The organism is Pseudoalteromonas sp. H103, assembly GCF_001469205.1.
GTDB lineage: Bacteria > Pseudomonadota > Gammaproteobacteria > Enterobacterales > Alteromonadaceae > Pseudoalteromonas > Pseudoalteromonas carrageenovora.
In genome coordinates this window covers 371616-397422 of sequence record NZ_LOFG01000016.1, presented here as the reverse complement: position 1 = coordinate 397422, position 25807 = coordinate 371616, and the positions used below count along the sequence as shown (strand labels likewise).

At 39.6% G+C, this 25807-nt stretch carries 24 protein-coding genes; 10 read left to right on the top strand and 14 right to left on the bottom strand.

All coding sequences use genetic code 11. The annotated features are described in order from the left end of the window. Window positions 1-9 precede the first annotated feature (9 nt). Entirely contained in the window at window positions 10-438 is a 429-nt protein-coding gene (locus ATS74_RS13960; protein WP_058549485.1) for an ATP-dependent zinc protease family protein, read from the bottom strand. A 287-nt stretch (window positions 439-725) separates the two neighbouring features. Here ATS74_RS13960 and ATS74_RS13955 point away from each other — a divergent pair, with 287 nt between their 5' ends. After that, a complete protein-coding gene (locus ATS74_RS13955; RefSeq protein WP_058549484.1) occupies window positions 726-1697 on the top strand; it encodes a zinc transporter ZntB in 972 nt (323 codons plus the stop codon). Between the two features lie 55 nt (window positions 1698-1752). Here ATS74_RS13955 and ATS74_RS13950 read toward each other — a convergent pair whose 3' ends face one another. The 10 genes from ATS74_RS13950 to ATS74_RS13905 form a co-directional block, all read right to left on the bottom strand. After that, window positions 1753-2934, bottom strand: a complete 1182-nt coding sequence (locus ATS74_RS13950) for a polysaccharide lyase family 7 protein (RefSeq protein ID WP_058549483.1) — start codon at window positions 2932-2934, stop codon at window positions 1753-1755. A gap of 802 nt (window positions 2935-3736) precedes the next feature. Continuing rightward, complete coding sequence (rraB, locus tag ATS74_RS13945; protein WP_006793171.1) at window positions 3737-4072, bottom strand: ribonuclease E inhibitor RraB; 336 nt, start codon at window positions 4070-4072, stop codon at window positions 3737-3739. Next, on the bottom strand, window positions 4072-4785 hold the full coding sequence (locus ATS74_RS13940) for a 1-acylglycerol-3-phosphate O-acyltransferase (RefSeq protein WP_058549558.1): 714 nt from the start codon (window positions 4783-4785) through the stop codon (window positions 4072-4074). The genes rraB and ATS74_RS13940 overlap by 1 nt, the downstream gene beginning before the upstream one ends. A 170-nt stretch (window positions 4786-4955) precedes the next feature. After that, a complete protein-coding gene (gene parC / locus ATS74_RS13935) occupies window positions 4956-7244 on the bottom strand; it encodes a DNA topoisomerase IV subunit A (RefSeq protein ID WP_058549482.1) in 2289 nt (762 codons plus the stop codon). 10 nt (window positions 7245-7254) lie between these two features. Further along, window positions 7255-8349, bottom strand: coding sequence for a PQQ-dependent sugar dehydrogenase (locus tag ATS74_RS13930; RefSeq protein ID WP_058549481.1), 1095 nt, complete (start codon window positions 8347-8349; stop codon window positions 7255-7257). A 29-nt stretch (window positions 8350-8378) separates the two neighbouring features. Next, complete coding sequence (parE, locus tag ATS74_RS13925) at window positions 8379-10268, bottom strand: DNA topoisomerase IV subunit B (RefSeq protein WP_058549480.1); 1890 nt, start codon at window positions 10266-10268, stop codon at window positions 8379-8381. Window positions 10269-10345: 77 nt separating this feature from the next. Continuing rightward, on the bottom strand, window positions 10346-10906 hold the full coding sequence (locus ATS74_RS13920; RefSeq protein WP_058549479.1) for a YqiA/YcfP family alpha/beta fold hydrolase: 561 nt from the start codon (window positions 10904-10906) through the stop codon (window positions 10346-10348). Then, the gene (locus ATS74_RS13915) at window positions 10891-11676 is read right to left on the bottom strand and encodes a metallophosphoesterase (RefSeq protein WP_058549478.1); all 786 of its coding nucleotides are present in this window, start codon (window positions 11674-11676) and stop codon (window positions 10891-10893) included. The genes ATS74_RS13920 and ATS74_RS13915 overlap by 16 nt, the downstream gene beginning before the upstream one ends. Further along, complete coding sequence (locus ATS74_RS13910; protein WP_058549477.1) at window positions 11663-12121, bottom strand: DUF1249 domain-containing protein; 459 nt, start codon at window positions 12119-12121, stop codon at window positions 11663-11665. Before ATS74_RS13910 ends, ATS74_RS13915 begins: the two co-directional genes overlap by 14 nt. A 45-nt stretch (window positions 12122-12166) precedes the next feature. Continuing rightward, window positions 12167-12793, bottom strand: coding sequence for an NUDIX domain-containing protein (locus tag ATS74_RS13905; protein WP_058549476.1), 627 nt, complete (start codon window positions 12791-12793; stop codon window positions 12167-12169). Window positions 12794-12944: 151 nt separating this feature from the next. On the opposite strand from ATS74_RS13905, the gene tolC reads away from it, so the two are divergent. The 3 genes from tolC to ATS74_RS13890 all read left to right on the top strand — a co-directional run bounded on the left by tolC (window position 12945) and on the right by ATS74_RS13890 (window position 15999). Then, window positions 12945-14300, top strand: a complete 1356-nt coding sequence (tolC, locus tag ATS74_RS13900; RefSeq protein ID WP_058549475.1) for an outer membrane channel protein TolC — start codon at window positions 12945-12947, stop codon at window positions 14298-14300. A 108-nt stretch (window positions 14301-14408) separates the two neighbouring features. Next, entirely contained in the window at window positions 14409-15338 is a 930-nt protein-coding gene (gene lpxL, locus ATS74_RS13895) for an LpxL/LpxP family Kdo(2)-lipid IV(A) lauroyl/palmitoleoyl acyltransferase (protein ID WP_058549474.1), read from the top strand. Between the two features lie 88 nt (window positions 15339-15426). Beyond that, the gene (locus tag ATS74_RS13890) at window positions 15427-15999 is read left to right on the top strand and encodes a toxin co-regulated pilus biosynthesis Q family protein (RefSeq protein ID WP_058549473.1); all 573 of its coding nucleotides are present in this window, start codon (window positions 15427-15429) and stop codon (window positions 15997-15999) included. Window positions 16000-16031: 32 nt separating this feature from the next. Here ATS74_RS13890 and glnE read toward each other — a convergent pair whose 3' ends face one another. Beyond that, window positions 16032-18827 (bottom strand): bifunctional [glutamate--ammonia ligase]-adenylyl-L-tyrosine phosphorylase/[glutamate--ammonia-ligase] adenylyltransferase, encoded by a 2796-nt coding sequence (gene glnE, locus ATS74_RS13885; RefSeq protein WP_058549472.1) that lies wholly within the window; start codon window positions 18825-18827, stop codon window positions 16032-16034. A gap of 77 nt (window positions 18828-18904) precedes the next feature. On the opposite strand from glnE, the gene ATS74_RS13880 reads away from it, so the two are divergent. The 6 genes from ATS74_RS13880 to ruvX all read left to right on the top strand — a co-directional run bounded on the left by ATS74_RS13880 (window position 18905) and on the right by ruvX (window position 23534). Next, window positions 18905-19798, top strand: coding sequence for a DUF350 domain-containing protein (locus tag ATS74_RS13880; RefSeq protein WP_058549471.1), 894 nt, complete (start codon window positions 18905-18907; stop codon window positions 19796-19798). A gap of 71 nt (window positions 19799-19869) precedes the next feature. Next, the gene (locus tag ATS74_RS13875) at window positions 19870-20349 is read left to right on the top strand and encodes a hypothetical protein (protein ID WP_058549470.1); all 480 of its coding nucleotides are present in this window, start codon (window positions 19870-19872) and stop codon (window positions 20347-20349) included. A gap of 68 nt (window positions 20350-20417) precedes the next feature. Next, window positions 20418-21152 carry a 16S rRNA (uracil(1498)-N(3))-methyltransferase gene (gene rsmE, locus ATS74_RS13870; RefSeq protein WP_058549469.1) on the top strand — a complete coding sequence of 245 codons (735 nt, stop codon included), beginning with the start codon at window positions 20418-20420 and terminating at the stop codon, window positions 21150-21152. A 54-nt stretch (window positions 21153-21206) separates the two neighbouring features. Further along, the gene (gene gshB, locus ATS74_RS13865; RefSeq protein WP_058549468.1) at window positions 21207-22157 is read left to right on the top strand and encodes a glutathione synthase; all 951 of its coding nucleotides are present in this window, start codon (window positions 21207-21209) and stop codon (window positions 22155-22157) included. Window positions 22158-22280: 123 nt separating this feature from the next. Next, entirely contained in the window at window positions 22281-22838 is a 558-nt protein-coding gene (locus tag ATS74_RS13860; RefSeq protein WP_058549467.1) for a YqgE/AlgH family protein, read from the top strand. 246 nt (window positions 22839-23084) lie between these two features. Further along, on the top strand, window positions 23085-23534 hold the full coding sequence (gene ruvX, locus ATS74_RS13855) for a Holliday junction resolvase RuvX (RefSeq protein ID WP_058549466.1): 450 nt from the start codon (window positions 23085-23087) through the stop codon (window positions 23532-23534). 87 nt (window positions 23535-23621) lie between these two features. Here ruvX and ATS74_RS13850 read toward each other — a convergent pair whose 3' ends face one another. Next, complete coding sequence (locus ATS74_RS13850) at window positions 23622-24755, bottom strand: PilT/PilU family type 4a pilus ATPase (RefSeq protein ID WP_058549465.1); 1134 nt, start codon at window positions 24753-24755, stop codon at window positions 23622-23624. 9 nt (window positions 24756-24764) lie between these two features. Further along, complete coding sequence (locus ATS74_RS13845; protein WP_058549464.1) at window positions 24765-25805, bottom strand: type IV pilus twitching motility protein PilT; 1041 nt, start codon at window positions 25803-25805, stop codon at window positions 24765-24767. Window positions 25806-25807 lie beyond the last annotated feature (2 nt).

The window sequence follows — 25807 nt, the reverse complement described above, 5'->3', positions numbered from 1 at the left end:
GTTAAAACCTTAACTATCTAATAAATGAGATAAAGCCGGATCAACGACTATACGATTTTCCATGGCTGTACGCCCTAGTAACATTCTAAACTTCATTGTTGCTCTACTCGTTAAAGTGACTTCTATTGGCCAGCTGTGCTGCCCTGCATGCAATGTTGTTTCTATAAAGTACCGTAACTCTTTTTGCCCACTAGAGCTGGTTACGGCCTTAATTTTTTTAACCTTTGCTTTGCAAGTAATGCGTGTTTGCTCATCGTCTTGCAAAGGCTGGGCTATAAATTTTACCCACTTTTCACCGTCTTCTTCGTACTCTTCAATGTTAATTGCATGAATACATGAAGTGCGGGCGCCAGTATCAACTTTTGCTTTAATCTTCTCGATGCCAAGCTCGGGTAAACTTAACCACTCACGCCAACCAACTGTGATCTTTGCTGTCATAAATGTGCCCTTAATAAAAAAGTGACTTATACGCTACGGGTGAAAAAACACCAACGAAATAAATTTATCTAGTCGATGAGTAAATTAAATTGATCTTTTTAGGTAACTCATCACACAATGCGCGCCTTGCTGATTAGTGCTATTAGCCGTTTTATTCAGCACAGAGGCTCTGCATATGTTTTTACAAAATAAACTTAACTTATTAAAAATAAAGGTAAGTTTGTAAGCGACTAAGTAGATACACTATAGTTAACAGTATTAAAAATATACTATTTTGAGAATTAATTATGATTAATGGTTTACTACATGCCCTTGTGCTTGATGAACAAGGCGGCGCACGCCCAATAGAAAGCACGAGTGAGTTAAATAACTGGCAACCAGGCCAAGGTAAACTTTGGGTTCATATGGACTATAGCCAAAGCGAAGCTGTACAGTGGCTAAAATCACAATCTCATTTAACCGATTACGAACTCGATTCTTTAATTGCAGATGAAACTCGCCCACGAATTACTGCTACAACAAATGGCCATATGCTATTTTTACGCGGTGTAAATTTAAACCCTGCGCAAAGCCCAGAGGACATGGTTTCAATTCGCTTATTCATTAGCGAAAATATCCTAATTACCACACGCAAACGTCGGTTGCTGTCTGTACAAGATATTATTGCCTCATTAAAAGCAAATAGCGGCCCTTGTAATATTTCAGAACTTGTATGCTCTATAACGCAAAAATTAACATCGCGCATGCAAAGCGTTATTGATTCACTCGATGAAACACTAGACGAGTTTGAAGAAGAAATTGACGAGCCAAGCAAAAAGTTTGATAACCAAGGTTTATCGCAATTACGCCGTCAAACTATTGCTCTAAAGCGTTATTTAAAACCGCAAAAAGAAGCACTTAGCTCAATGGTAAATAACCACTACCCGTGGCTATTAGATGACGATAAAGCAAAGCTAAACGAAACCACTAACTTACTTATTCGCTATTTAGAAGAGCTAGACAGTTCAATAGAACGTGCACAAATCATTCAACAAACCATTACCAACCAAGTGTCTGAACAATTAAATCAGCGCATGTATGTAATGTCGGTTGTGGCTGCATTATTTTTACCACTAGGCTTTTTAACTGGCCTGTTAGGTGTAAATGTAGGCGGTATACCAGGTACCGAAAACCCCTATGCATTTAGTGCATTTGTTATATTTTTGATTGTGCTTACAGGTGGTATTGGCGTTTACTTTAAAAATAAAAATTGGTTATAAATTACAGACACTTAAATATAGCCACTCAATTGAGTGGCCATAATTAAGCGGCTACTTAGTTTGTCTGACGGGTATAACTAACATTCGTCATTGTTACTTTAGACTCTGTAATCCCTAAATCTTCAAAGCACTCTTTGAAAGAATCCGAATTACCAGATTCCCCGCACTCATCTAATGTATTAGGGTCTTGTGATTGCAGGTAATTACCAAATTTAAAGTATGATTCTGAGTCATCTTCTACAGGTATACCAAATGAGCGACCTAGTGCGCTAACATCAACATCGCCATAGTTATTTTCAACACGAAGAGTAAACGAGCCACCACTAGTGATAGTACCAAGGGCAAATTTTTCTTCATTACCGCTGGTGTTACGCAGACGAACATAAACGTCAAAAACGCCATTTCCAGCTACGCTGTCATCAAACCCAGATTCATCGGTATCTGAAACATACACTTTAGAGATTGTTCCAGTATCGCTAGCATGATGCTGCGAAATAATTGTTTTTCCGCCATCAGACATTTCAACTTTGACAGTGGCTTCAAAAACTTCATAGGTCTCAGTCATTGCAACGCGTGCACTTTCTTTAACTTTATATTCATGACGCCAGCCATTTCCATTTGGAGTAATATGGCGAGCCTCCAAAGGAACAAACTCTAGAGTTTCACTATTTACTAATGGGTTAGGGTTATCCCCTTCGAGATCAAAAATACTGCCATCAGTAATATTACTTGCTATACCGGTACCGCTGCCATTATCCGTCCCGCCACCAGTGTCAGTGCCACCACCGTTATCAGTACTACCTTGCACTAAAGAAAATGAATCAAATCGAACATCATCAGAACTATTATTATGCTTAGCAAATACTTGAAGCGCACTTTTACTTGCTGTAGTAAAAGTTTTAGTTACTTTGGTCCAAGAAGACGTATCAAATTTAGTATTTTTAAATAAGCCATCTAAATCATTGATACCAATTTGACCATTACCCAGCACATACGCACTCAATGTGTACTCTGTATTTGGCTCAACATCCACAGTTTGATAAACACGGGCTGGGCTACCTTGAATTTTTAAAGACTTTGAACCTTGGTATGCATCTGAAGATAGCGCAGCAGGCTCTGTTTCATTCCAATTACTCCAGCCATCTTCAAAACCTGAATTTTCAATCGTTGCAGCGTGCGCAAAAGAAGTGCTTGCAGCAACTGCAGAGCAAATAAGTAACTTTTTAAATTTAACCATTATTTTTATTCCTTTAAATCTGAATAATAGACAACCTTACAGCTTAGCTTGGCGATAAATACCAAACTTAGATCGCACGATGTAAACAGACCTTTAAACTCAACAAAAATTGGTAATAACAAAGTGAAGTATAAAAAATAAAAAAACACAAATTGGTATTACCAAAAACCCACCTAATCGGCAAAACAAGGCTATATTTTTTGTTACCAATATGTCAACAAGTTAATTGTTACTTAAAAAACTATAGAACCATTGAAGAAATAGAATTAAAAAACAAAAAATCAATTAAAAAACAATCACATATAATAACAATGATTTCTATTTATACTTTGTAATAATTTTGAAATTTAAGAAAATAGTAGTACCTCAAACAAAAAGCCTTATTACCAATATTAAGCGTGCAACTTAATACTTTATGAATAAACACAATTATTTGCTGATAAAATTGTTATCAAGACAAGCTGGTCATACCAATATAAATTAATGCAAGAGTAGTTATAAAGATAAACTTGAATGACTAAAATTTAAAAATATACACTTATATAATTTAAAAATTCAAAATATTAGATCAAATAAATAATTCAAAAGTAAATTTTATATAAGAGGTTAACTTTTCAAATTAATAGGCTCTATTGAAATTAAAACGCTAAACAGGCACTTTTTTTGACTGCTAAACCCGACTCTAGATTCAACAAGTTTTTATCATATTAGATCAACACTCCCTGATTTAAGACACAAAAAAAGCGAGTATTTTTACAATACTCGCTTTTTAATTAATAAATCTAAACTTTAGTTAGCTGTATCACTCTTGAAAGTAAGTGCCCCAACCGTCGTACTCAACGTCGCACTCAACAGCAAGTGCTGCTAGTTTATCAACGTCTTCCATAATTACGTCTACGTCTAGCTCAGCTTCTACTACTATGTCGAAGCTCCATATTTTGCTGCCGTCTTCAAGCTCAAGCTCTGCAGGCTCTTCAACATCGTAACCTAGTTTAAAAGCAGCCAATGCAGCTTGCTCTAGCTTAGGGAAGTCTTCACACACAAAATGGTGCTCTACTTCATAAAGTATTTCAGGATCTGATCCATCTTCAAGTAATGAACTTACGATGTCTTCACTTATTTCGCGCCAGTTTTCCATTATTTATCTCTCACTTGAGCATCTAATTCAGTTATTTTAGCAGCCATAATGCTATGCACGCTTTTAGCGTGCTCACGCGCGCTAATATTTTTATCAAGCGATACGGGCGCTAACATGTCAATGTAAATTGTACCATTATCCCATCGATTTAGCTTAATGGTTTTGTGTGTTGTGTTCATACATACCGGAATAACGGGTACTTCTGCGCTCATTGCGGTGTGAAATGCCCCCGTTTTAAATGGTAGTAGCCCTCTTCCGTAACTTCTCGTCCCTTCGGGAAACATCCACACAGATAAGCCATTACTTTTAATTTTTTCGGCTGCTTTAGAAATGGTCCCTGCCGCTTTCGAGCGATTCGATCTATCAATTAAAATATTACCCGACAACCAATAAAGCTGACCAAAAAATGGGATCCACTTTAAGCTTTTTTTACCTAGGCTGACGCAATTTTTTGGCACCATGGCAGGAATCGTAAATAAGTCATAGTTGTTTTGGTGATTTGCTAAGTATACAGCGGGGCCTGCTTTTACCGCCTCTGGATGGCGTGTAAGCACAAGTTTTACACCCAACATTTTTGCCATTGAGCCAAACCAAGTCGCTATAACATGTACATTATTAGCGTGAAATGGTCTTACAATCGAAAGTAATAAACCAAAAACACAGCTTAATAATATAAACAGCAGCATAATAAAAATACGTATAACAGCTAACAAACTATCTCTCCAAAATGTGTGTGCAGTGCGCCAAATGCTGCGCACATTTTAGTATTATAACGCTATTTTGTTACACACACGAGACATAGCGTACACTTGTGCGCTGAAATTACGTGCACAAACAAAAACGGCCTGCAAATGCAGGCCGTTTGGTAGATTAATGTTTGTTACTATTCAATGACTGTCTCACCGGCCTCATCAGCAGGAGTAAACTCAACAACGGCTTCATCAACTCGTTGCAAACCACGCGGAAGTTTATTACCTCTACGGCCTCGCTCGCCATGATAATGCTCTAAATCAGTTGGCTTAAGTGTTAGCTTACGCTTACCAGCATGAAGCGTTACACTGCTCCCTTGTGGCACAACAGCCAGTACTTTTACAAACTCTTCTCGTGCTTGTACCTTTGCTCCAGGTATAGAAATAATCTTATTCCCTTTACCCTTACCAAGTTTTGGTAAATCACGTAGTGGGAATAAAAGCATGCGTCCTTCGTTAGAAATAGCCATACAATAATCACTAGCTACATCGTTAACCCTAATTGGCGAAAGCAATATGCCACCTTTAGGAACACTGACCAGCGCTTTACCGTTTTTGTTTTTACTCACTAAATCTTTAAAGTCGGTTATAAAGCCATAACCCGCATCCGATGCCATGAGTAATACTTGATTGTCATCAGCCATTACCACGTGCTCAAAATTAGCCCCTGTGGTTAGGTTAAATCGGCCTGTCATCGGTTCGCCTTGGCTTCGGGCTGAAGGCAGACTATGTGCATCCGTTGCAAAGGCACGCCCTGCTGAATCTAAAAATACAGCGGGTTGATTACTCTTACCCCGAGCAGAGGCTCTGTAATTATCACCTGAGCGATAATTGAGCCCTTCTACATCTAGGTCATGACCTTTACCAACGCGTGCCCACCCTTTATCAGAGAGCACAACCGTCACTGACTCTGATGGGATTAAATCTTTTTCGTTAAGCGCTTTAGCTTCTGAGCGCTCAATAACCGGCGATCGGCGATCATCACCATACATTTCGGCAGCTTCTTGAATCTCTTTTTTAAGAAGCGTTGACATACGACGGTCTGAACCCAGTGTTAGCTCTAGTTTGTCACGTTCTTTAGCTAACTCGTCTTGCTCACCACGAATTTTAAACTCTTCTAGTTTTGCTAAGTGACGAAGTTTTAATTCTAAAATTGCTTCCGCTTGAATATCAGTTAAATCAAAGCGCTCCATAAGCACAGGTTTTGGTTTGTCTTCGGTGCGGATGATTTCGATTACTTCATCAATATTTAAAAATGCGGCGAGTAAACCTTCTAAAATATGTAATCGAGCCAATACTTTATCTAAACGATACTGTAAACGCCTGCGAACTGTTTCACGTCTAAACGTAAGCCACTCAGATAAAATGCTGCGTAAGTCTTTTACTTGCGGGCGACCATCTAGGCCTAGCATATTTAAATTTACGCGGTAATTTTTTTCAAGATCGGTAGTAGCAAACAAGTGCGCCATCAATGGCTCAGCTTTAATGCGGTTAGAGCGCGGAATAATTACAATACGCGTTGGATTTTCATGATCTGACTCATCACGTAAATCGGCAATCATAGGCAGCTTTTTAGCGTTCATTTGCGCTGCTATTTGCTCAAGTACTTTACCACCAGAACATTGATGCGGAAGTGCTGTAATTACAATGTCGCCATGCTCTTCGGTATAAACCGCACGCATTTTGATAGAGCCTCGACCCGTTTTATATATTTTATGAATATCGGCTTTTGGGGTAATTATTTCAGCATCAGTTGGGTAATCTGGCGCATGTACTAACTCAAGAATTTCCTCAAGTTCAGTTTTTGGCTTATCAAGTAATAAGCAACACGCACTGGCTAACTCACGCACGTTATGTGGCGGAATATCAGTTGCCATACCTACGGCAATACCCGTTACGCCGTTTAGTAAAATATGCGGTAAACGCGATGGCAATACTAAAGGCTCGTTCATGGTGCCATCAAAGTTTGGCGTCCAATCAACGGTGCCTTGCCCAAGCTCTTTTAGTAATACTTCAGAAAACTTAGATAAACGAGCTTCGGTATAACGCATTGCCGCAAACGATTTAGGATCATCTGCCGCACCCCAGTTACCTTGACCGTCAACCAGCGGATAACGATAAGAAAACGGCTGTGCCATGAGTACCATCGCTTCGTAACACGCACTATCGCCGTGTGGATGGTATTTACCTAGTACGTCACCCACGGTACGAGCCGATTTTTTATATTTAGCAGCAGCCGATAATCCCAGCTCGCTCATAGCATAAATAATACGACGCTGAACCGGTTTTAAACCATCACCAACATGTGGCAATGCTCGGTCCATAATTACGTACATGGAGTAGTTTAAATAGGCGTCTTCGGTAAAGCGCCCCATTGTTTGTTGCTCAATTCCTTGCATTAGCAAGGTATCTGTATCACTCATTAAAGCTTACCTAGTTTTTCTTATAGCTTACACGGTAGATCACATTGGCGTAATCATCGCTTACCAACAGACTGCCGTCACCTAATTCTGCAAATGCAACAGGGCGTCCAAATGTGGCTTCGTCTTTCATAAAGCCTGTAATAAACGGCGTATATTTTGTGACTCGACCTTGCTCAATGGTAGCTAACGCTACTTTATAACCTGATTTTTTAGAACGGTTCCACGAACCATGCTCTGCAACAAATAACTGCTGCTTATAATTCGCGGGAAATTGTTTACCGTTATAAAAATGAATGCCTAAAGGTGCAACATGTGCAGCAAGCGCAAGTGCCGGAGAGGTATAATCTGCAATGTTTTTACCTTTACCAAACTCAGGGTCAATAATTGCGCCGGCGTGAACATAAGGAAAACCAAAGTGCTCACCTTCTTTACTTACACGGTTTATTTCATCTGGTGGGATGTCATCGCCCATCATGTCACGACCATTATCACTAAACCACAAAGCCTGTGTGCTTGGGTGAAAATCAAAACCAACGGTATTTCGCACGCCCTGCGCAATTGTTTTAATTTGCTTGGTTTCTACATTAAGTGAAAAAATACGACCGTAGCGCTCGTCTTCGGCGCAAATATTACACGGCACACCTACAGGAATAAGTAATTCGCCTGTTGGTGTAAAACGTAAAAACTTCCAGCCGTGGTGGCGCTCTGATGGTAATGCGTTGTAGATCACATCAAATTTAGGATCTTTTAATTGAGTGTCTATATTTTTAAAGCGAATAATACGATGCACTTCGCCTACGTATAAATCGCCATCTTTAATAGCCAGCCCTGAGGGCATATTTAAACCCTCAGCAATAACAATTTTTTTATCCGCTACGCCATCACTATTATGATCGATAAGCGCATATACTTTACCTGCTTTACGCGAGCCTGCGTAAACAATGCCTTTTTTTGATACCGCAATTTGGCGAGCATTTTCAACATCATCTGCAAATAAGCTTACTTCAAACCCTGGTGCAACGGTGAGTTTATCAAGTATGTTTTTCGCCATTGCAGGGGCGCTTGTTATCCCCAATAACAGCAAACTTCCTAGTAATTTATTCATTTGCTTCTCCTAGTGTTATACAAAGCACTTTATACCTGTGCTTTGTTACCATGATCTTCTAACCATTGACGACGATCTGGCGATCGTTTTTTAGCAAGTAGCATATCCATCATTTCCATGGTTTGCTCTTCTTCATCTAAAGTTAGCTGTACTAAACGGCGCGTATTTGGATCCATCGTCGTTTCACGAAGTTGCAGTGGGTTCATTTCACCCAATCCTTTAAATCGCTGTACATTTACTTTGCCGCGTTTTTTCTCGGCTTCTATGCGTGCCAAAATACCGGTTTTTTCATCTTCATCGAGGGCATAATATACTTCTTTGCCAATATCGATTCTAAATAGCGGCGGCATAGCAACATACACATGCCCTGTTTTAACCAGCTGTGGAAAATGGCGAACAAATAAAGCGCATAGCAATGTCGCAATGTGTAATCCATCCGAGTCAGCATCGGCTAGTATACAAATTTTGTTGTAGCGAAGCCCTGATAAGTCGCTTGAATCTGGGTCTATGCCTAGTGCTACTGAAATATCGTGCACTTCTTGAGACGCAAGAATTTGCCCAGACTCAACTTCCCACGTATTTAAAATTTTACCACGCAGCGGCATAATGGCCTGAAACTCACGATCGCGAGCTTGCTTTGCAGAACCACCTGCAGAGTCACCCTCTACTAAAAACAGCTCTGTTCTGTCGTTATCTGCAGCGCTACAATCGGTTAATTTGCCAGGTAAAGCGGGGCCTGCAGTAACACGCTTACGAACAACTTTTTTAGCCGCACGTAATCTGCGCTGTGCATTAGAAATACATAATTCAGATAATAGCTCTGCGGTGTCAGTATGCTCGTTTAACCACAAGCTAAACGAATCTTTTACTACACCCGACACAAACGCTGCACATGAGCGCGATGAAAGCTTTTCTTTAGTTTGGCCTGCAAATTGTGGATCTTGCATTTTTACCGATAAAACATAACTACAGCGCTCCCAAATATCATCTGGGGTAAGTTTTACGCCTCGCGGTAATAAGTTTCTAAATTCACAAAACTCACGCATGGCTTCCAGCAAGCCTTGGCGTAAACCATTTACATGTGTACCACCTTGCGCGGTAGGAATTAAGTTTACGTAACTCTCGGCAATCGACTCGCCACCTTCAGGAAGCCAAACAACAGCCCAATCCGCGCCTTCAATAGAACTTGAAAACTCACCGACAAATGGGTCTTGTGGTAATATTTCGTAGCCTTTAACAGCTTCTATTAAGTAATCTTTTAAACCGGTTTCGTAGTACCACTCTTGGCTTTCTTTGGTTTGTTTGTTTGTAAACTTAATACGCAGGCCTGGGCACAAAACCGCTTTGGCTTTTAATAAGTGATTAAGCTTTGAAATAGAAAAGTTTGCTGAGTCAAAATAGCTGGCATCGGGCCAAAAACGAACGGTAGTACCTGTATTGCGTTTACCAACAGTACCAATTACGTTGAGGTTTTCTACTTTGTCGCCATTTTCAAACGCCATTTTATATTGCTGGGCGTCACGCCTTACAATGACTTCGACACGGGTAGAAAGCGCATTTACAACAGAAATACCTACCCCGTGTAAACCACCTGAAAATTGATAGTTTTTATTTGAAAACTTACCACCAGCGTGCAGTTTAGTAAAAATAAGCTCAACCCCAGGAATACCTTCTTCTGGGTGAATATCAATAGGCATACCACGGCCATCATCACTTACTTCAAGTGAGTTATCTTCATGTAAAATCACGTCAATTTTAGTGGCATGGCCAGCCATGGCTTCATCGACACTGTTATCGATGACCTCTTGGCCTAAATGATTTGGGCGTACGGTGTCGGTGTACATCCCTGGGCGTCTTTTTACCGGGTCTAATCCATTGAGGACTTCAATGGCTTCGGCGTTATAGTTTTGCTCGCTCATAGTTTTTATCTTTATATCCGCTAAGGCTTTAATTTGTTTTACTAGTTTTATTTTTATGTGCGCTAAGTTAACTAGTTTTACGTGATTTTTAGAAAATCTACAATACTTGCAAAGGTGCGTTCAAACTCAACGTAGCTATGATCGCCACCAAATTCTATCCATTGCTTGCATTGCGAATAATATTTTACTGCGTGTTGATAGTTCAACACTTCATCGCCTGTTTGCTGTAACAAATACAGTAGTTCAGGGTGCGTTAGCTTATCTACAGTCAGTAGTTTTAGCGCCTCTATATGGCTGTTATTTAGCTCATAATGATAATCTTGATACGGATTATAGTTAGGCCCAAGTAACGACTGCAATAAATTATAGGGTGCGACCGCGGGATTAATAACCACTGCAGGAATTTGATAACGCTGCGATAAATACGTGGCAAAAAAACCACCTAACGAGCTACCTAATAAAACGGTATTAGGCGTTAGTAATTGCTCAAGCTCAATGATGGCTCGTAAGGGCTCGTGGTTTAAGCACGGCACACAATAATCAACGTCATAGTTTGCCATAAGCTCGCCAAACCTCACAGCTTTATATGATTTTTGTGAGCTATTAAAACCGTGAATATAGATTACTCGCTTAGCCATACCACGTCCGTTTTAACATTTAACTCACCTTGAACGCTGCTAATGTTTAACATTCTGTATGCGGGCCCTGTATTTTTTTGCTGCCAATTTGCTGTGTTTTTTACAAACTGCACAGAGCTTGCTGGCGTTGCATATACCGCTAATTCCCTAAAACTTTGCGTATACTCGTTGTGTACATGGCCATGAAAAAGAGCAGCGACGTTATTACTATTAACTAAAATATTTAATAGCTGGGGGCCATTTTCTAACATGTGTTTATCAAGGTAGCCATTAATAGGTAACGGATTATGATGGCAAAACATGACATTGCTTTTACTAGAGCTCACTAAACATTGTGTTATTTCATCTAAATGATTACTTGTAACCCAACCAGCAGGCGTTGGACCTTTAGAGTTTATAAGTAATAAATCAAACCCATTGGCTGTAATGCGTTTAGCTGCACTTATTTGAGCGCCACTAATACGATTTAGCATTGCCAACTCGTCATGATTACCCGGTACCCAAAATACTGGGCAAGTAAGCACGCTTTGATTTATAAGATTGCTAAATAATAAGTACGATTCAAAGCTATGATCTTGTGTTAAATCCCCCCCAAAAATAACACAGTCGGGCTTATGCTTTGCTATGTGCGCTAGTGACTTTTCAAAGTGTTTTGCTGTATTTACATTAAAATACTCACCACTTTTATCTGCAAATAGGTGACTGTCGGTAATATGAGCTATGTTTAAAGATGATTTATCAAAACTATATGCCTCATCAAACCAAGCCATTATTTACATCCCAGTTTAAAGTTGCTTGCCCGCGTTCAACACAGGCTACTAACCAGTCATATAAAAAAGCATTAAGCTGATATTTTTCATCTTTTTGATGCATTTTAGGGTTAGGGTAACCGTAAGAAGGTTTTATACGCTGATGGTAATCGTGATGAATAATTTCAGCCACTTTAGCATCCTGATACAACCTTAGCGTTAAATAAAGTGGAGCAATGCCTTTAACCATCCCTGTTAGCTGTTTGATTGAAATATCCGTAGTGTACTTTGCGCTATCGTCTACTTTAATAACAAACTCGCTGTTACCTAATTTAATTTCGCGGGTGCTTCCAATATCCCGCTCGCTTGGTAACAACTTTAATAGTCGCAGGTAGTTATGCTCGCAAAGTGTTAAATACTTTGGGAGGCTTTGAATATATCGCTTTGTTGCTAATAGTGCTGTCAAAGTACCGCCATTATGTTGTTAACCCTATATCAGGTTAAATTAAAGTTATGCCCACTTTTTGGCCATTTTATCGCGATTAAGCGCAAGCCACTGCATACATATAACTGTTGCAGCATTGTCCATCTCACCATTATTGAGGCGCGTAAGCGCATCATCAACACTTAAAACGTGAGTTTTGATATCTTCGCCTTCGCTTTCAAGGCCATAGACACCTGTTTGCACTTGGCTTAAATCGGCACGTGCTAAATACAAATGTAAGCGCTCTGTAGTACCACCTGGGCTAGATAAGTACGACAACATAAACTCAAGTTCGTTTAACTCAAGCCCCGCTTCTTCAAATGCTTCTTTTTTTACTACCGACTCGTAATCCGTGCTGCCATCGGTCATGCCAGCTATACATTCTAGCAGCCACGGTGAGTGTTTGCTCTTAATTGCACCTATACGTATTTGCTCAATTAAAAGCACAGTATCTGATACCGGATCGTACGGAAGTACTGCAATGGCATCGCCACGTTCTAATATTTCGCGGCTAATAACGTTAGATGTTCCACCTGCAAATAGCGCATGCTCAAATTGGTATAAATCGACCTGAAAAAAACCCTTATAAAGGCTTTTAACTGGCTTAACACTAACGTCTTTATGAGTGAATTTTACCAAGTTTTTACTCGTCATGCTTTTACTTCCTGCTTATCTAAACGGTTAAAATGCGTTAATATATTCTGTTACACTTGAACATACTGTTTTACTAATTTTTTTTTTAGTTATGAAGTAAAACAGGTTAACATGCTTTTAGTACAAAAATTGTCTAAGGACTGAACCTAACATGAAAAAGAACATCCTTGCGGCGCTGGTTAGTTTATCATGCGCATTAGGCGCTACAGCAGCCAACGCGGAAGATTTACTACAAGTTTTTGAGATTGCTACAGCAAACGATCCTACTGTTTTAAAAGCAAAAGCCCAAGCCGATGCACAATCTTATCAAAGCGACTTGGCAATGAGTGCATTGCTACCTCAAATTGGTTTAACTGCGAGCTATACAAAAAGTGACTCAACGTCTTTTCAAAGTATTGGCGACTTATCTAATCAAGTTAAAGTTGAGTCTGAAACAGATGATTTCAGCCGAGGCGTTAGCTTAAGCCAAACTCTGTTTGATTTAGGTGCATGGAACACGTTAGACATTGCAGAAAAACAAGCACTTCAAGCAAATGGTCAGTACGATGCAGCTAAGCAAAACTTAATTGTACGCGTTGCTGAAGGCTATTTTAACGTATTAAGCGCAATTGATAACCTTGAATTTGTTCAAGCAGAAAAACGCGCCATTGAACGTCAGCTTGAACAGACCAAGCAACGTTACGCGGTAGGTTTAACAGCAATTACCGATGTACATGAAGCGCAAGCACAGTTTGATAACTCAGTAGCGCAAGAGATCATTGCAAGTAATGCTGTAGAGACCGCACGTGAAGAGCTTCGTGAAATCACTGGTAAATACCATGCTAAGTTAGATTTTTTAAACACTGAAACGTTTTCAACGACTAAGCCAGCTAAACAATCTAGTGATTTTGTAAAAATAGCTGAAGAAAATAATATTAACTTACAAGTGGCTAAAGTCACAGTTGATATAGCAAAAGATCAAATTGTACTTGCTAAAGCGGGTCATTATCCAAAGTTAACACTTAGTGCAAGCTACGGTGATTCACTCACTGATACTGAAGTAAATGGGGCTAACTTTGACGAGCAACCTCGATCAGATTCAAGCTCTGTAGCACTTAACTTTAGCGTGCCTTTATATTCAGGTGGCGCAACGGTTGCAGCAACTAAACAAGCCCGTGCTTTTTATGTAGGTGCAAGCCAAGATTACGAAACAAACTACCGTGCAGTTACACGTACTGTCATTACTTCTTACAACCAAGTTGTTTCAGATATTGCAACATACAAAGCACTTGAACAAGCTGTTGTATCGGCACAAAGTGCACTTAAAGCAACTGAAGCTGGTTTTGAAGTAGGTACTCGTACTATTGTTGACGTACTTGTTAGCACACAAAACTTATACGATGCTAAACGTAACCTAGCTGATGTGCGTTACCGCTACGTACTTTCTACTCTGCGTTTAAAACAAGCAGCAGGTACGCTTACAAGTGAAGATTTAGTCGCCATAAACCAAGGTTTAAAATCGGTTTAATTTAGTACTTAATCTTACTTAATTCGTTACAAAGCCAGCACCTGCTGGCTTTTTGTATTTTATTACGCTTAGCGTTAAACTAGCGTTTTTATTTTTAGAGATTTTTTTGTGGTCACCTCATCTCCTTTTAAAATATCATTTTTAGGCCCTCGCTATTGGCTAACATGGATAGGCGTTTTATTTTTATACGTGATCTCTTGGTTACCACAAAAACTTCAACTCGGATTAGGTAAATTACTAGGGCGCTTAGTCCATAAATTTATGAAGCGTCGCCGCCATATAGCGGAGGTAAACATTAAGCTTTGCTTTCCTGATATGAGTGAAGCCGAACAAAAAAAATTAGTGTTAAAAAATATGGAAAACACCGGTATCGCCATGGTAGAAACAGGCATGGCATGGTGGTGGCCGCAGTGGCGTGTAAAAAATGTCTATGGCTCAATTAAAGGGCTTGAACATTTTGAGCGCGTACAAGCTTCTGGCAAAGGTGTTTTATTGCTTGTTCCTCACTTTTTACACCTTGAAATGACCAGTCGCGTGATGGGGTTAAAGTGCCAAGGGCTTGGCTTTTATCGCCCGCATAACAACCCTCTAATGGAATATTTTACAACTAATGGCCGTCTTCGCTCTAACGAATACCTGATTGGCCGAAAAGACGTTAAAGGCTTGTTGAAATCTTTAAAAAACAAAAAAGTATGTTATTACTTACCAGATCAAGACTACGGCCGTAACCGCTGCGAGTTTGTGCCTTTTTACGCCGTACCCGACACAGCAACCACCACCGGGACGCTGATGTTTGCTGGTAGCAAAAATTGCGAAACAATGAGCTTAATAAGCCACAGAGATGATAATGGAAAATACCATTTAGAGATTATTCCTGAGCTTGAAAACTTCCCAAGCGGTGATGATAAAGCTGATGTAACACGCGTTAACCAGCGCGTAGAGCAAGCTATTAATACTGCACCAGCTCAGTACATGTGGCTTCATCGACGTTTTAAAACAAGGCCTGATAAAAATACCCCTTCATTTTATAAAAAGTAGTGGTATAACAATATAGGTAACCTGAACTTTGAAAAGTAAGCCTCTACATTAGAGCGTGATAAAGTCATAAATAAAGTGAGTAGTTATAATGTGGTTTTGGATTAAACATTTATCATTTGCTGTGGTACTAGTTGCACTTGCGGGGTATTTTTTACTCGGCGATGGCCCGGTACTTGATATAAAACAATCTAAAAATGCTGCTGCCGAAGGGTTATCTCGCTTTTATTCATCTATTCGCAATCAAGTAAAAAGTAATAAAGAGCGTGATCAGTTTGTTTTACAGCTTAAAACCCCTCAACAAAGCCTTGATAGAGTACTTGCTGAGCGTGCACGTATTGTTGATCCTATGCCGGCTAGTTGGTCTGGAAAGGTTGAACCAAGGCGTTTTGAAAATGGCTCAACACTTAAAGATGTACTTAAAGAATATGCAAAAACTGAAGGGGTTGAACTGTATTGGTACTTAAGTAAAGATTACGTGGTAAAGGATCACTTTAGGGTAGATAGTAACTTCACATCGGCGCTGTACCAAGTAGGCAGAGCAATTAATGATGATTTTGAATACGAGGTTTATACTTACTTTTGCTACAAGCAAAGAGCTGCGGTTATTACCGAGCTCCCTTCTGAATTTGTCCGAAGTAACTGCTTAAAACTAAAAGTTTAACTGCCTGTATTATAAAACTTTAGCAATTTACTTTAACCTAGCTCAAATACGCTATTCCAAATTTGCGTAATATTAATAATATCTTGCTCAAACTGCTCCCTCAAAACTAAACGCCCCTGCTGATCTAAACTCAACACATGGTAGCGTGAGCGATAATCAATATAGGCTTGAATTAGCTGCTGCTTTTGCTCTTTGCTAATACAGCCAAGCTTAGCGGCATCACTTAAAATTCTAACGTTGTCTGAGTAAACTGTTAGATTCTCAAATTCATTAGCGTGTTTAAGTACTAAATATTGGGTTATAAACTCAATATCTGCCATACCACCAACATCTTGTTTTAAATCAAACTGCTGTGTGTTTCCTTTCGCTAAGTGTTCACGCATTTTTTCGCGCATTTTAATTACATCAGCTTTAAGTGTGTCGGCATCTCGTGGTTGGCATAATATTTCTTTACGTATTTGTGCAAAACGTTCAACTAACTCATCTTGACCTAATATTAGCCGAGCGCGGACGAGTGCTTGATGCTCCCACGTCCATGCTTGCGTTTGCTGATAATGATTAAAGCTTTCTAAATTAATAGCTAATAAACCAGATGCGCCCTCTGGGCGTAGACGCGTATCTAGCTCATATAAAATACCCGATGCAGTACGAGTATTAAATAAATGCATTAGGCGCTGTGCGAGCTTTAAATAAAATTGGCGAGAGGCTATTGGCTTATCGCCATTCGTTTGGCTTGAGCCGTCATGGTTGTGTACAAACACCAAATCAAGGTCTGAGTCATATCCAACTTCAAAACCGCCTGTTTTTCCGTAGGCTATAACAGCAAAGCCTTTATGCTCGTCATCAGTACCGGGGGGCATACCAAAGCGCCTAACAGTATTGTGCCACGCAATATTTACTGATTGATCGACGATCGCCTCAGCAAGTGCTGTAAGGTGATCGCTAACCTTCATCACATCAATAACGCCGGTTGCATCGGCAGCTGCAATACGTAGCTGATGAGTTTGCTTAAACTGCCTAAGCGATTCCATTTGTAGCTCTAGGTCGTCATGCTCAATACGTAAAAAATATTGTCTTATCTCGTCTTTATATGCACTCAGAGGCGTTGGTTTATAAAGTACTGCGGGATCGATTAATTCATCTAGCAAAATAGGATATCGAGAAATATGCTCACCTATCCATTTACTATGGCAGCACAATAATACCAGTTGCTTTAACGCGCCTTGGTTTTCGTAAAGCAGTTCTAGGTAGGCTGTACGCGATATTATTTTATTTAATATTTGGCAAACCATTGTAAATGCAGCTGCGCTGGCATTAAAATCATTGAGTTGATTTAGCAGTACAGGCATCAACTTATCAAGAATTTCGCGACCTCGATTACCAATATTTACTTTTGAAAGTCTTAATTTAAAGTCATTCAGGGGCGTTTGCCACTCTTCTCTTTCGTCTTTTAAAAAGCTCACATCACCATGATCCCACGCACTAATAAAAGCGCCTTCACAGGTATCTAGTGGTACGGTTTCCTCGCCAATTACTAGCGAAAATTCGCTATTAACTTGCTTCATAACTTTTTCAATCGTGCTTAATGTAGCGCTGAAGTTTTCTTGTTCTAATAATAAATTTAAGCGCTGCTGATTTAGCTCATCATCTGGTAAGGTTTGTGTTTGTTGGTCGTCAAATATTTGCAGGTACTGCTCAACTTTACGTAAATAAAGGTAATTGCTTTTAAGCTCTAAAGCTTCTTGCTCGTCAATAACTTGGCTAAGTGATAGCTCATTTAATGCTTTGAGTAGAGATTGCGTTTGTAAATTAGCTTCTCGCCCACCTCTAACCATTTGCAGTGCTTGCACAATAAATTCAACTTCTCGAATACCGCCGGCACCTAGTTTAATATTATTAGTAAGGCCTTTACGGCGTACCTCTTGAGCAATCATTAACTTCATTTTACGCAGTGATTCGATCACCGAAAAATCAATATAGCGACGATAAACAAACGGCTTTAACAGCTTAATAAACTCATCCCAGTATTTATTAGGTGTGCCAATTAAGCGCCCTTTTAACATGGCGTAGCGTTCCCAATCGCGCCCTTGCTCTTGGTAGTAATCCTCAATAGCGTTAAAGCTCATAACTAAAGGGCCGCTTTCACCAAATGGACGTAATCGCATATCAACTCTAAATACTTGCCCATCACCTGTTACTTGGTTAAGCGCTGCAATAAGCTTTTGCGCCACTTTTGTATAAAACACTTGAGCTTCTAGGCTTCGTCGTCCCCCTTGTGTTTTTGTACTGCGAGGGTAAGCAAAAATTAAATCTATATCTGATGAGTAATTTAGCTCTTTACCACCAAGCTTTCCCATTCCTAATACCATTAATGGCATTGAATAGTTTTGCTCATCAAGGGGTTCGCCATTTACTTTTGCAACCTGTGCATGCGCCCATTGGTTAGCACTATTTATTAGCATATCGGCCAATTGGCTAATGTAGTTTATGCTATCTGCAATTGGGTTAGCGCAACAAAGATCGAGGTATGCAACTTTAAGCCAGTACTTTTCGCGGTACTTTCGTAAAATTTGATTGCACTTTGCTTCATCTATATTAGTAAGCTCTAGGCCATCAAAGGGAGATGTGACATGTCTATTTTGTATTTCGTCTTTGCACAAAAGCCAATCTTTTAAATCGGGCTGAGACTCTAAAGAGCGCCAAGCAAAGTCGCTCAATGCGAGTAATCGTACAACTTCACTTTCATCGCTTTGCTGCGGATATAGCTGTTCGAAGCGCTCTAAGCCAAGTTTTTGTAATTGAATAGGAAGTTGCTTAAGATTACTCATCGATCCTCTCTTTTATATCATCAATAACCGTACTAGAATGACTAAAACCTAGAAAGGTTAACTTAATTAGGATCACCATGTCATATTTGTCTTTATCTAACACTAGTTTTATTGCGATTGCCATTAGTTTTGCGGTTATTTGCATAACTATTTTTGGTTTACGAACGGTAACTCAACTTAAGGCAAAACAAGCGCTTAAAGAAGAGTTAGCACAGCACGATAACTTTGCCATGGGAATTAGTTTTGCATCAGAAATATCAGTAGTTATAGCAACTATGGCCTTTTTATTTGACGAAATAAGCGTAAGTACCGCACAGTCAAACCCATTAAAAGTAGTTATTTTAATTGTTTTATTATTTACATTTATTAAGGTTGGTCATTTAATCCACAGAAAATGGATATTGCACAGATTTAATGAAGAAGCAGCTATATTAAAACAAAATGTATGCGCCGCTTTAGTTGATTCAGGCATGTTAATAGCTAACTGTATCATTGCGCTTGGCTTATATACATGGACTCACACTCAAGGGTTTAGTAACTTACTCATTGCTTTTGTTAGCTTTTTCACTCTACAAGGGATGTTTGCCCTTGATAGCAAAATACGTGAGCGTCGCTTTGCTAAAGCTAACCAAGGTGCCTCATTACAAAGTAACTTTAATCTAGAAAACACCTCAATAGGTATAAGATACGCTGGTAAATCAATTGGTTTAGCACTTGCAGTTTATGCTGGTTTATCAAGCGCAGCATTCCAAAATGGCAAAATGGTAGAAAATATATTTACACTGGTAATGCATTGCGGTGTAATGTGGTTGTTACTTTATTGTTTAACTTATGTAATAAAAGTTATATCTTTACCAAATATTGATACCGCTCTTGAAGTTGATCACCAAGATAACATTGGGATTGCATGTATAGAGTTTGCTGTTTTTTGTGCTATAGGCTATTTACTTATAAGCATGTTTTCTATTTAACGCCCTCCTTTACTAGCACTTATGCATTTAAGTAAAGGTGGTAATCACTTTGCTTAAATGCAACGAGGCCCCTGCCAGTGCAAGTAACAAACTATTTGCTAATCGACATAGATAACGAATTTAGTCGTGCGTTTGCACAGTACAACAAAAACAATAATAAAAGCACCACACCTTGTGAACTTATAGCTGTGGGCAGTAATACACGCCAGCTAGTAAAAATGATGTTTGATGAGCAAATTAAAGATTATTGTTATTGCGACCTTGAAAACGAGATAAGCGTTGCTGAACTTAGCCATTATTTAGCGGATCATCACAGTATTCATGGCGTTCTTTTTAATAGCGCCGATTACTTACTGGCAAGTGATCAACAGCGCTCAATTTATAATTCATTAAACGAAAACCGATTTTTAATAAATCTCGATGATACAGAATACACATTGAGCCGAATTACCGATGACACGCTAACCGAGCCTTTAATTGCAGATCACGATATAGCTCACAGTACACAAGAGCTTATCTGCCAAGCTGAACTACATAATAAAAATAAATAATTGCACCTAGCTTCGTGCTTACTTACCATAGCGGTATATATTTTTCGCTAATAAGTAAGTAACACACCATGCGAGTTCCTCATATTTATCAGGCATCGGATATTGCCTTAAACACCCCTGTAACTTTAGATGATGACGCTGCTGGGCACATTGGCCGTGTACTGCGTATGAAAGTAGGCGAGCATGTGTCTATTTTTAATGGCGAAGGTGGCGAGTACCTTAGTGAAATAATTGAGGTAACTAAAAAAACAGTGATTGTAATGCCACTTGAGCTAAATCCTCATGACGTAGAATCACCTCTTAAAATTCATTTAGGGCAATGTGTATCCCGTGGCGATAAGATGGATTTTACCATTCAAAAATCTGTAGAGCTTGGCATAACTGAAATCACCCCCCTTTTTAGCCAACGCTGCGGCGTTAAACTCAGTGGCGATCGCTTAGAGAAAAAACATCAGCAATGGCAAAAAATTGCAATTGCTGCAGCCGAACAATCTGGGCGTAACTTTGTACCGGTTGTTCACCCTCCCGTTGATTTAAAACAGTGGCTAGATCAGCAAACGCAGGCAATAAAACTGACTTTGCACCCTCGTGCTGAGCACAGTATTAAAACCATTACAGTACCTAAAGATGGTGTGCGCTTTTTAGTAGGCCCAGAAGGCGGTTTTACCGATGAAGAAATGGCGCAAACTAAACAACAGGATTTTGTAGATATTCGCTTAGGCCCGCGTGTTTTACGAACGGAAACCGCCGCTTTAACGGTCTTAAGTGCATTACAGTTACAATTTGGCGATTTAGCTAATTGAAATAACTAAAAGTACCCTCATATAAACATTAATATTTATAGTAAGGCACAGCGCATGGCAATTAAGTTAGGTATTATTTCAGATCCTATTAGCGGATTTAACATTAAAAAAGACACCGGTTTTGCAATGATGATGCAAGCGCAAGAGCGCGGCTACGAAATTTACTACATGGAGATGGATGACCTATCTCTTCGTAAAGGTAAATCGTATGCAACGGCGTCTAAAGCTCAAGTATTTAACAACACCGAAAAATGGTATGAGCTAGAAGAAAAAGCCACTATTGCTCTTGCTGACCTAGACGTTATTTTAATGCGTAAAGATCCACCATTCGATACTGAATACATTTACGCAACCTATATACTTGAACGTGCAGAGCAAGAAGGCACGCTTATCATTAATAAGCCACAAAGTCTTCGTGATGCTAACGAAAAGCTATTTACAGCTTGGTTTAGCGAACATACGCCAGACACGCTAGTAACACGTAGTCAAAAGCAAATTCGTGAGTTTTTAGCCGAGCATAAAGACATTATTTTAAAGCCGCTTGATGGTATGGGTGGCGCATCAATTTTTCGTATCAAAGAAGACGATGCAAACATTGGTGTAATTTGCGAAACGCTAACCGAACACGGCAGCCGCTTTGCGATGGTGCAAAATTATGTGCCAGAGATCAAACAAGGCGACAAGCGCGTATTGGTTGTTGATGGCGAGGTCATTCCGTATTGTTTAGCGCGTATTCCTCAAAATGGCGAAACACGCGGTAACTTAGCAGCTGGCGGTAGAGGTGAAGCTCGCCCTCTTAGCGAGTCCGATTTAAAAATAGCACAAGCTATAGCGCCAACGCTTAAAGAAAAAGGCTTAGTATTTGTAGGCTTAGATATTATTGGCGATAAATTAACTGAAATAAATGTAACAGCACCAACATGTGTACGTGAAATTGAAGCCGCGTATGATATTTCTATCACCGGTATTTTGTTTGATGCCATTGAGCGTAAACTTACAAAATAAATACCATTTAAAAGCGTATTAATTTAATAATTTCATACAATTAATGCGCTTTTTATGTTCAATTTATAGAACTATGCCATACTAAAAGCTCAACTAATATCCATTAACTAAAGGGCGAAATCTATGCAATCATTAGAAAATCATTTTTTAATCGCTATGCCGTCGATGCAAGACCCTTTTTTTAAACGTGCCGTTACGTATATTTGCGAGCACAATGAAGATGGGGCTATGGGCTTGGTAATAAACCAACCTATTAATGTTACTGTTGGTGAGCTTTTAGATAAAATAGAAATTGATAACGACAAAACGCAAAATGCAGCTCAAGTAAGTGTGTTTGCGGGTGGGCCGGTTAAAACCGACCGAGGTTTTGTTTTGCACTCTCCAAAACCTGGATATTCTGCGAGTCAAAAGCTTAGCAGCGATATCATGATCACCACATCTAAAGATGTTCTGGCAAGTTTAACCACCGTTCACGCACCTGATCAATTCATTATTACGCTGGGTTATTCGGGCTGGGAGCAAGGACAACTTGAGCAAGAGCTTTTAGATAACAGTTGGTTGATCATTAAAGCAGATCCAAAGATCATTTTTGATACACCTGTTGAAAAGCGCTGGGAAAAAGCAGTGTCTATGTTGGGCTTTGATATTAGCCAACTTAGCCCAGAAGCAGGCCACGCATAAAACCACCTTATTTCCATGAGTTAATTATTAATAACTTAGCTCATGGAATTAGGGTTTTTTGAGCTTTTAGATTTAAATATTTTTAAGCTTCGAGAAGCACATATTTGGCATTTACTCTACGTTATTACCCATTTATGATGAGCAACCTCACTACATAGGCTGTACCTTAACTAAATACCAAATATTTACTAAAAATTTAACCTTGTAAGACACACAGGCCAAAATAAAACCTAAAACAGGAAACACATGACAAAAAAAACGCTTAAACCGCAAGGTGAACGCACTGTAATGGGCTTTGACTTTGGCACTAAAAGTATTGGGATAGCTATTGGTCAAGAGCTTACAGGCAGCGCATCAAGCCTTAAAGCTGTAAAAGCACAAGACGGTATCCCTAATTGGGACCATATCGCTGTACAAGTTAAAGAGTGGCAACCAGATTTAATGGTGGTAGGTTTACCTCTTAATATGGATGGCACCTCTCAAGAGGTAACATTTAAAGCTAAGAAGTTTGCTAATAGACTGCATAACCATTATGGCATTCCTGTGCAAACACAAGATGAGCGCTTAACAACAGCCGATGCAAAGGCGCGCTTGTTTGAACACGGCGGCTATAAAAACTTAGGCAAAGGTAATGTAGATAATATGTCTGCGGTTATTATTTTAGAAAGCTTTTTTGAAGCCAGCTACGGCGAATAAGAACGATTTTATACCAATTCACTTAATTAAGGGATTAATAAGCAAATAAAAAGCGCCAATTGGCGCTTTTTTTGTAACTATTAGTCATTAGCTTTTATCTTTATCATCAAGGCCATCAATAGTAACGCCTTGCAAAAAGCCTGCGCCTTGCTGCTCGTTATTACGTAGCTTAATCATTAAGCGTAGATCATTTGGCGAATCAGCATGATGTAGTGCATCGGCGTAATTAATACGCTGCTGTCTATAAAGCTCAAATAAAGCTTGGTCGAAGGTTTGCATCCCCATTTCTTTAGATTTAGCCATTGCCTCTTTAATGCCGCCAATGTCGCCGCTTTTGATTAACTCGGCCACCATAGGTGAATTAAGTAAAATTTCTATCGCAGCTACACGGCTCTCACCATCTGAGGTAGGTACAAGCTGCTGAGCAACTATAGCGCGTAAATTAAGTGCTAAGTCGTACTTAAGCTTGTCGTGTTTTTCTTTTGGTACTAAATGCATAATACGGTCAATCGCTTGGTTTGCATTGTTAGCGTGCAATGTAGCAACACATAAATGACCGGTTTCAGCAAAACTAAGCGCATACTCCATGGTTTCTTGCGAACGTATTTCACCAATTAATATTACATCGGGAGCTTGTCGCAACGAGCTTTTAAGCGCCGATTCAAAACTTTCGGTATCAAGCCCTACTTCACGTTGTGTTATTATGCTCTTACGATGCTCATGCACAAATTCAATCGGATCTTCAATCGTAAGTATATGACCGCGTTGATTACGGTTTCTGTAGCCAATTAGTGCAGCTAATGACGTTGATTTACCAGTACCTGTACCACCTACAAACAGCACTAAGCCACGCTTCGACATAATTACATCAGTTAGTGTAGAAGGTAGTCCAAGCTCACTAACGTCAGGTATTTGCGTCACAATACGACGAATAACCATACCCGCTCTATCACGCTGCCAAAAAGCAGATATACGAAAACGCCCTTCGTCTGTTGCTATCGCAAAGTTACACTCTTTGGTGGTATGAAACTCATTTTTTTGCTTTTCGCTCATTGCTGACTCAACAAGCTCTAAAGCTTGTTCGTCGGTAAGTTTATCGTCACTTAGTGCGATTAACTCACCATTAATTTTGGCGCTAACGGGCAATTGACTCGATACAAATAAATCAGAGCCTTTTTTCTCAATCATAATGAGTAAAAAGTGGTTTAAAGATAAATTCATGATGATTCCTTAACCGCCAAACTGTGTTTTATCTTGCGCTTTTTCTTGCGCGGCTTTATTTGTAACCAGCCCGTGGTTTACTAAATTTGTTAAACATTGATCCATTGTTTGCATACCGTGCGATGCACCTGTTTGAATTGATGAATACATTTGCGCAATTTTATCTTCACGGATTAAGTTACGAATTGCGGGTACACCAATCATAATTTCGTGAGCGGCTATTCGCCCGCCACCAATTTTTTTAAGTAACGTTTGCGAAATTACCGCACGTAATGACTCAGAGAGCATTGAGCGTACCATCGCCTTTTCTTCACCTGGGAACACATCAATAATACGGTCAATAGTTTTTGGCGCAGAGGTTGTATGAAGCGTGCCAAACACTAAGTGGCCAGTTTCGGCAGCAGTCATTGCTAAGCGAATTGTTTCTAAATCACGAAGCTCACCAACCAAAATTACATCAGGGTCTTCACGCAGTGCACTTCTAAGGGCATTTGAAAAGCTATGAGTATCGCGGTGCACTTCACGTTGATTAATAAGGCTGAGTTTATTGTCGTGAACAAATTCGATAGGGTCTTCTATAGTCAGAATATGGTGATGTTTGTTTTGATTTATGTAATCGACCATAGCTGCAAGCGTTGTTGATTTACCTGAACCCGTAGGCCCTGTAACCAGTACAAGCCCTCGAGGAGTATCTGAAATTGTTTTAAAGATATCAGGAGCGCCTAAATCATCAAGTGTTAGCACCTCACTTGGGATGGTACGAAACACTGCTGCAGGCCCGCGATTAGAGTTAAATGCGTTCACACGAAAGCGTGCAAGGTTAGGTACTTCAAACGAAAAATCCACTTCAAGATTTTGTTCGTAGTCCTTACGCTGATTATCGTTCATAATGTCGTAAACCAGACTGTTTACGTCTTTGTCTTCAAGTGCTGGTATATTAATACGGCGAACATCACCATCTACGCGTATCATAGGTGAAACACCCGACGATAAATGTAAATCGGATGCTTTGTGTTGCACACTAAACGCCAATAATTCGGTAATATCCATTT

Coding starts and splice junctions, on each gene's coding strand:
- ATS74_RS13960 (WP_058549485.1), bottom strand. CDS start 438: ATGACAGCAAAGATCACAGTTGGTTGGCGTGAGTGGTTAAGTTTACCC.
- ATS74_RS13955 (WP_058549484.1), top strand. CDS start 726: ATGATTAATGGTTTACTACATGCCCTTGTGCTTGATGAACAAGGCGGC.
- ATS74_RS13950 (WP_058549483.1), bottom strand. CDS start 2,934: ATGGTTAAATTTAAAAAGTTACTTATTTGCTCTGCAGTTGCTGCAAGC.
- rraB (WP_006793171.1), bottom strand. CDS start 4,072: ATGGAAAACTGGCGCGAAATAAGTGAAGACATCGTAAGTTCATTACTT.
- parC (WP_058549482.1), bottom strand. CDS start 7,244: ATGAGTGATACAGATACCTTGCTAATGCAAGGAATTGAGCAACAAACA.
- ATS74_RS13930 (WP_058549481.1), bottom strand. CDS start 8,349: ATGAATAAATTACTAGGAAGTTTGCTGTTATTGGGGATAACAAGCGCC.
- parE (WP_058549480.1), bottom strand. CDS start 10,268: ATGAGCGAGCAAAACTATAACGCCGAAGCCATTGAAGTCCTCAATGGA.
- ATS74_RS13920 (WP_058549479.1), bottom strand. CDS start 10,906: ATGGCTAAGCGAGTAATCTATATTCACGGTTTTAATAGCTCACAAAAA.
- ATS74_RS13915 (WP_058549478.1), bottom strand. CDS start 11,676: ATGGCTTGGTTTGATGAGGCATATAGTTTTGATAAATCATCTTTAAAC.
- ATS74_RS13905 (WP_058549476.1), bottom strand. CDS start 12,793: ATGACGAGTAAAAACTTGGTAAAATTCACTCATAAAGACGTTAGTGTT.
- tolC (WP_058549475.1), top strand. CDS start 12,945: ATGAAAAAGAACATCCTTGCGGCGCTGGTTAGTTTATCATGCGCATTA.
- ATS74_RS13890 (WP_058549473.1), top strand. CDS start 15,427: ATGTGGTTTTGGATTAAACATTTATCATTTGCTGTGGTACTAGTTGCA.
- glnE (WP_058549472.1), bottom strand. CDS start 18,827: ATGAGTAATCTTAAGCAACTTCCTATTCAATTACAAAAACTTGGCTTA.
- ATS74_RS13880 (WP_058549471.1), top strand. CDS start 18,905: ATGTCATATTTGTCTTTATCTAACACTAGTTTTATTGCGATTGCCATT.
- rsmE (WP_058549469.1), top strand. CDS start 20,418: ATGCGAGTTCCTCATATTTATCAGGCATCGGATATTGCCTTAAACACC.
- gshB (WP_058549468.1), top strand. CDS start 21,207: ATGGCAATTAAGTTAGGTATTATTTCAGATCCTATTAGCGGATTTAAC.
- ATS74_RS13860 (WP_058549467.1), top strand. CDS start 22,281: ATGCAATCATTAGAAAATCATTTTTTAATCGCTATGCCGTCGATGCAA.
- ruvX (WP_058549466.1), top strand. CDS start 23,085: ATGACAAAAAAAACGCTTAAACCGCAAGGTGAACGCACTGTAATGGGC.
- ATS74_RS13850 (WP_058549465.1), bottom strand. CDS start 24,755: ATGAATTTATCTTTAAACCACTTTTTACTCATTATGATTGAGAAAAAA.
- ATS74_RS13845 (WP_058549464.1), bottom strand. CDS start 25,805: ATGGATATTACCGAATTATTGGCGTTTAGTGTGCAACACAAAGCATCC.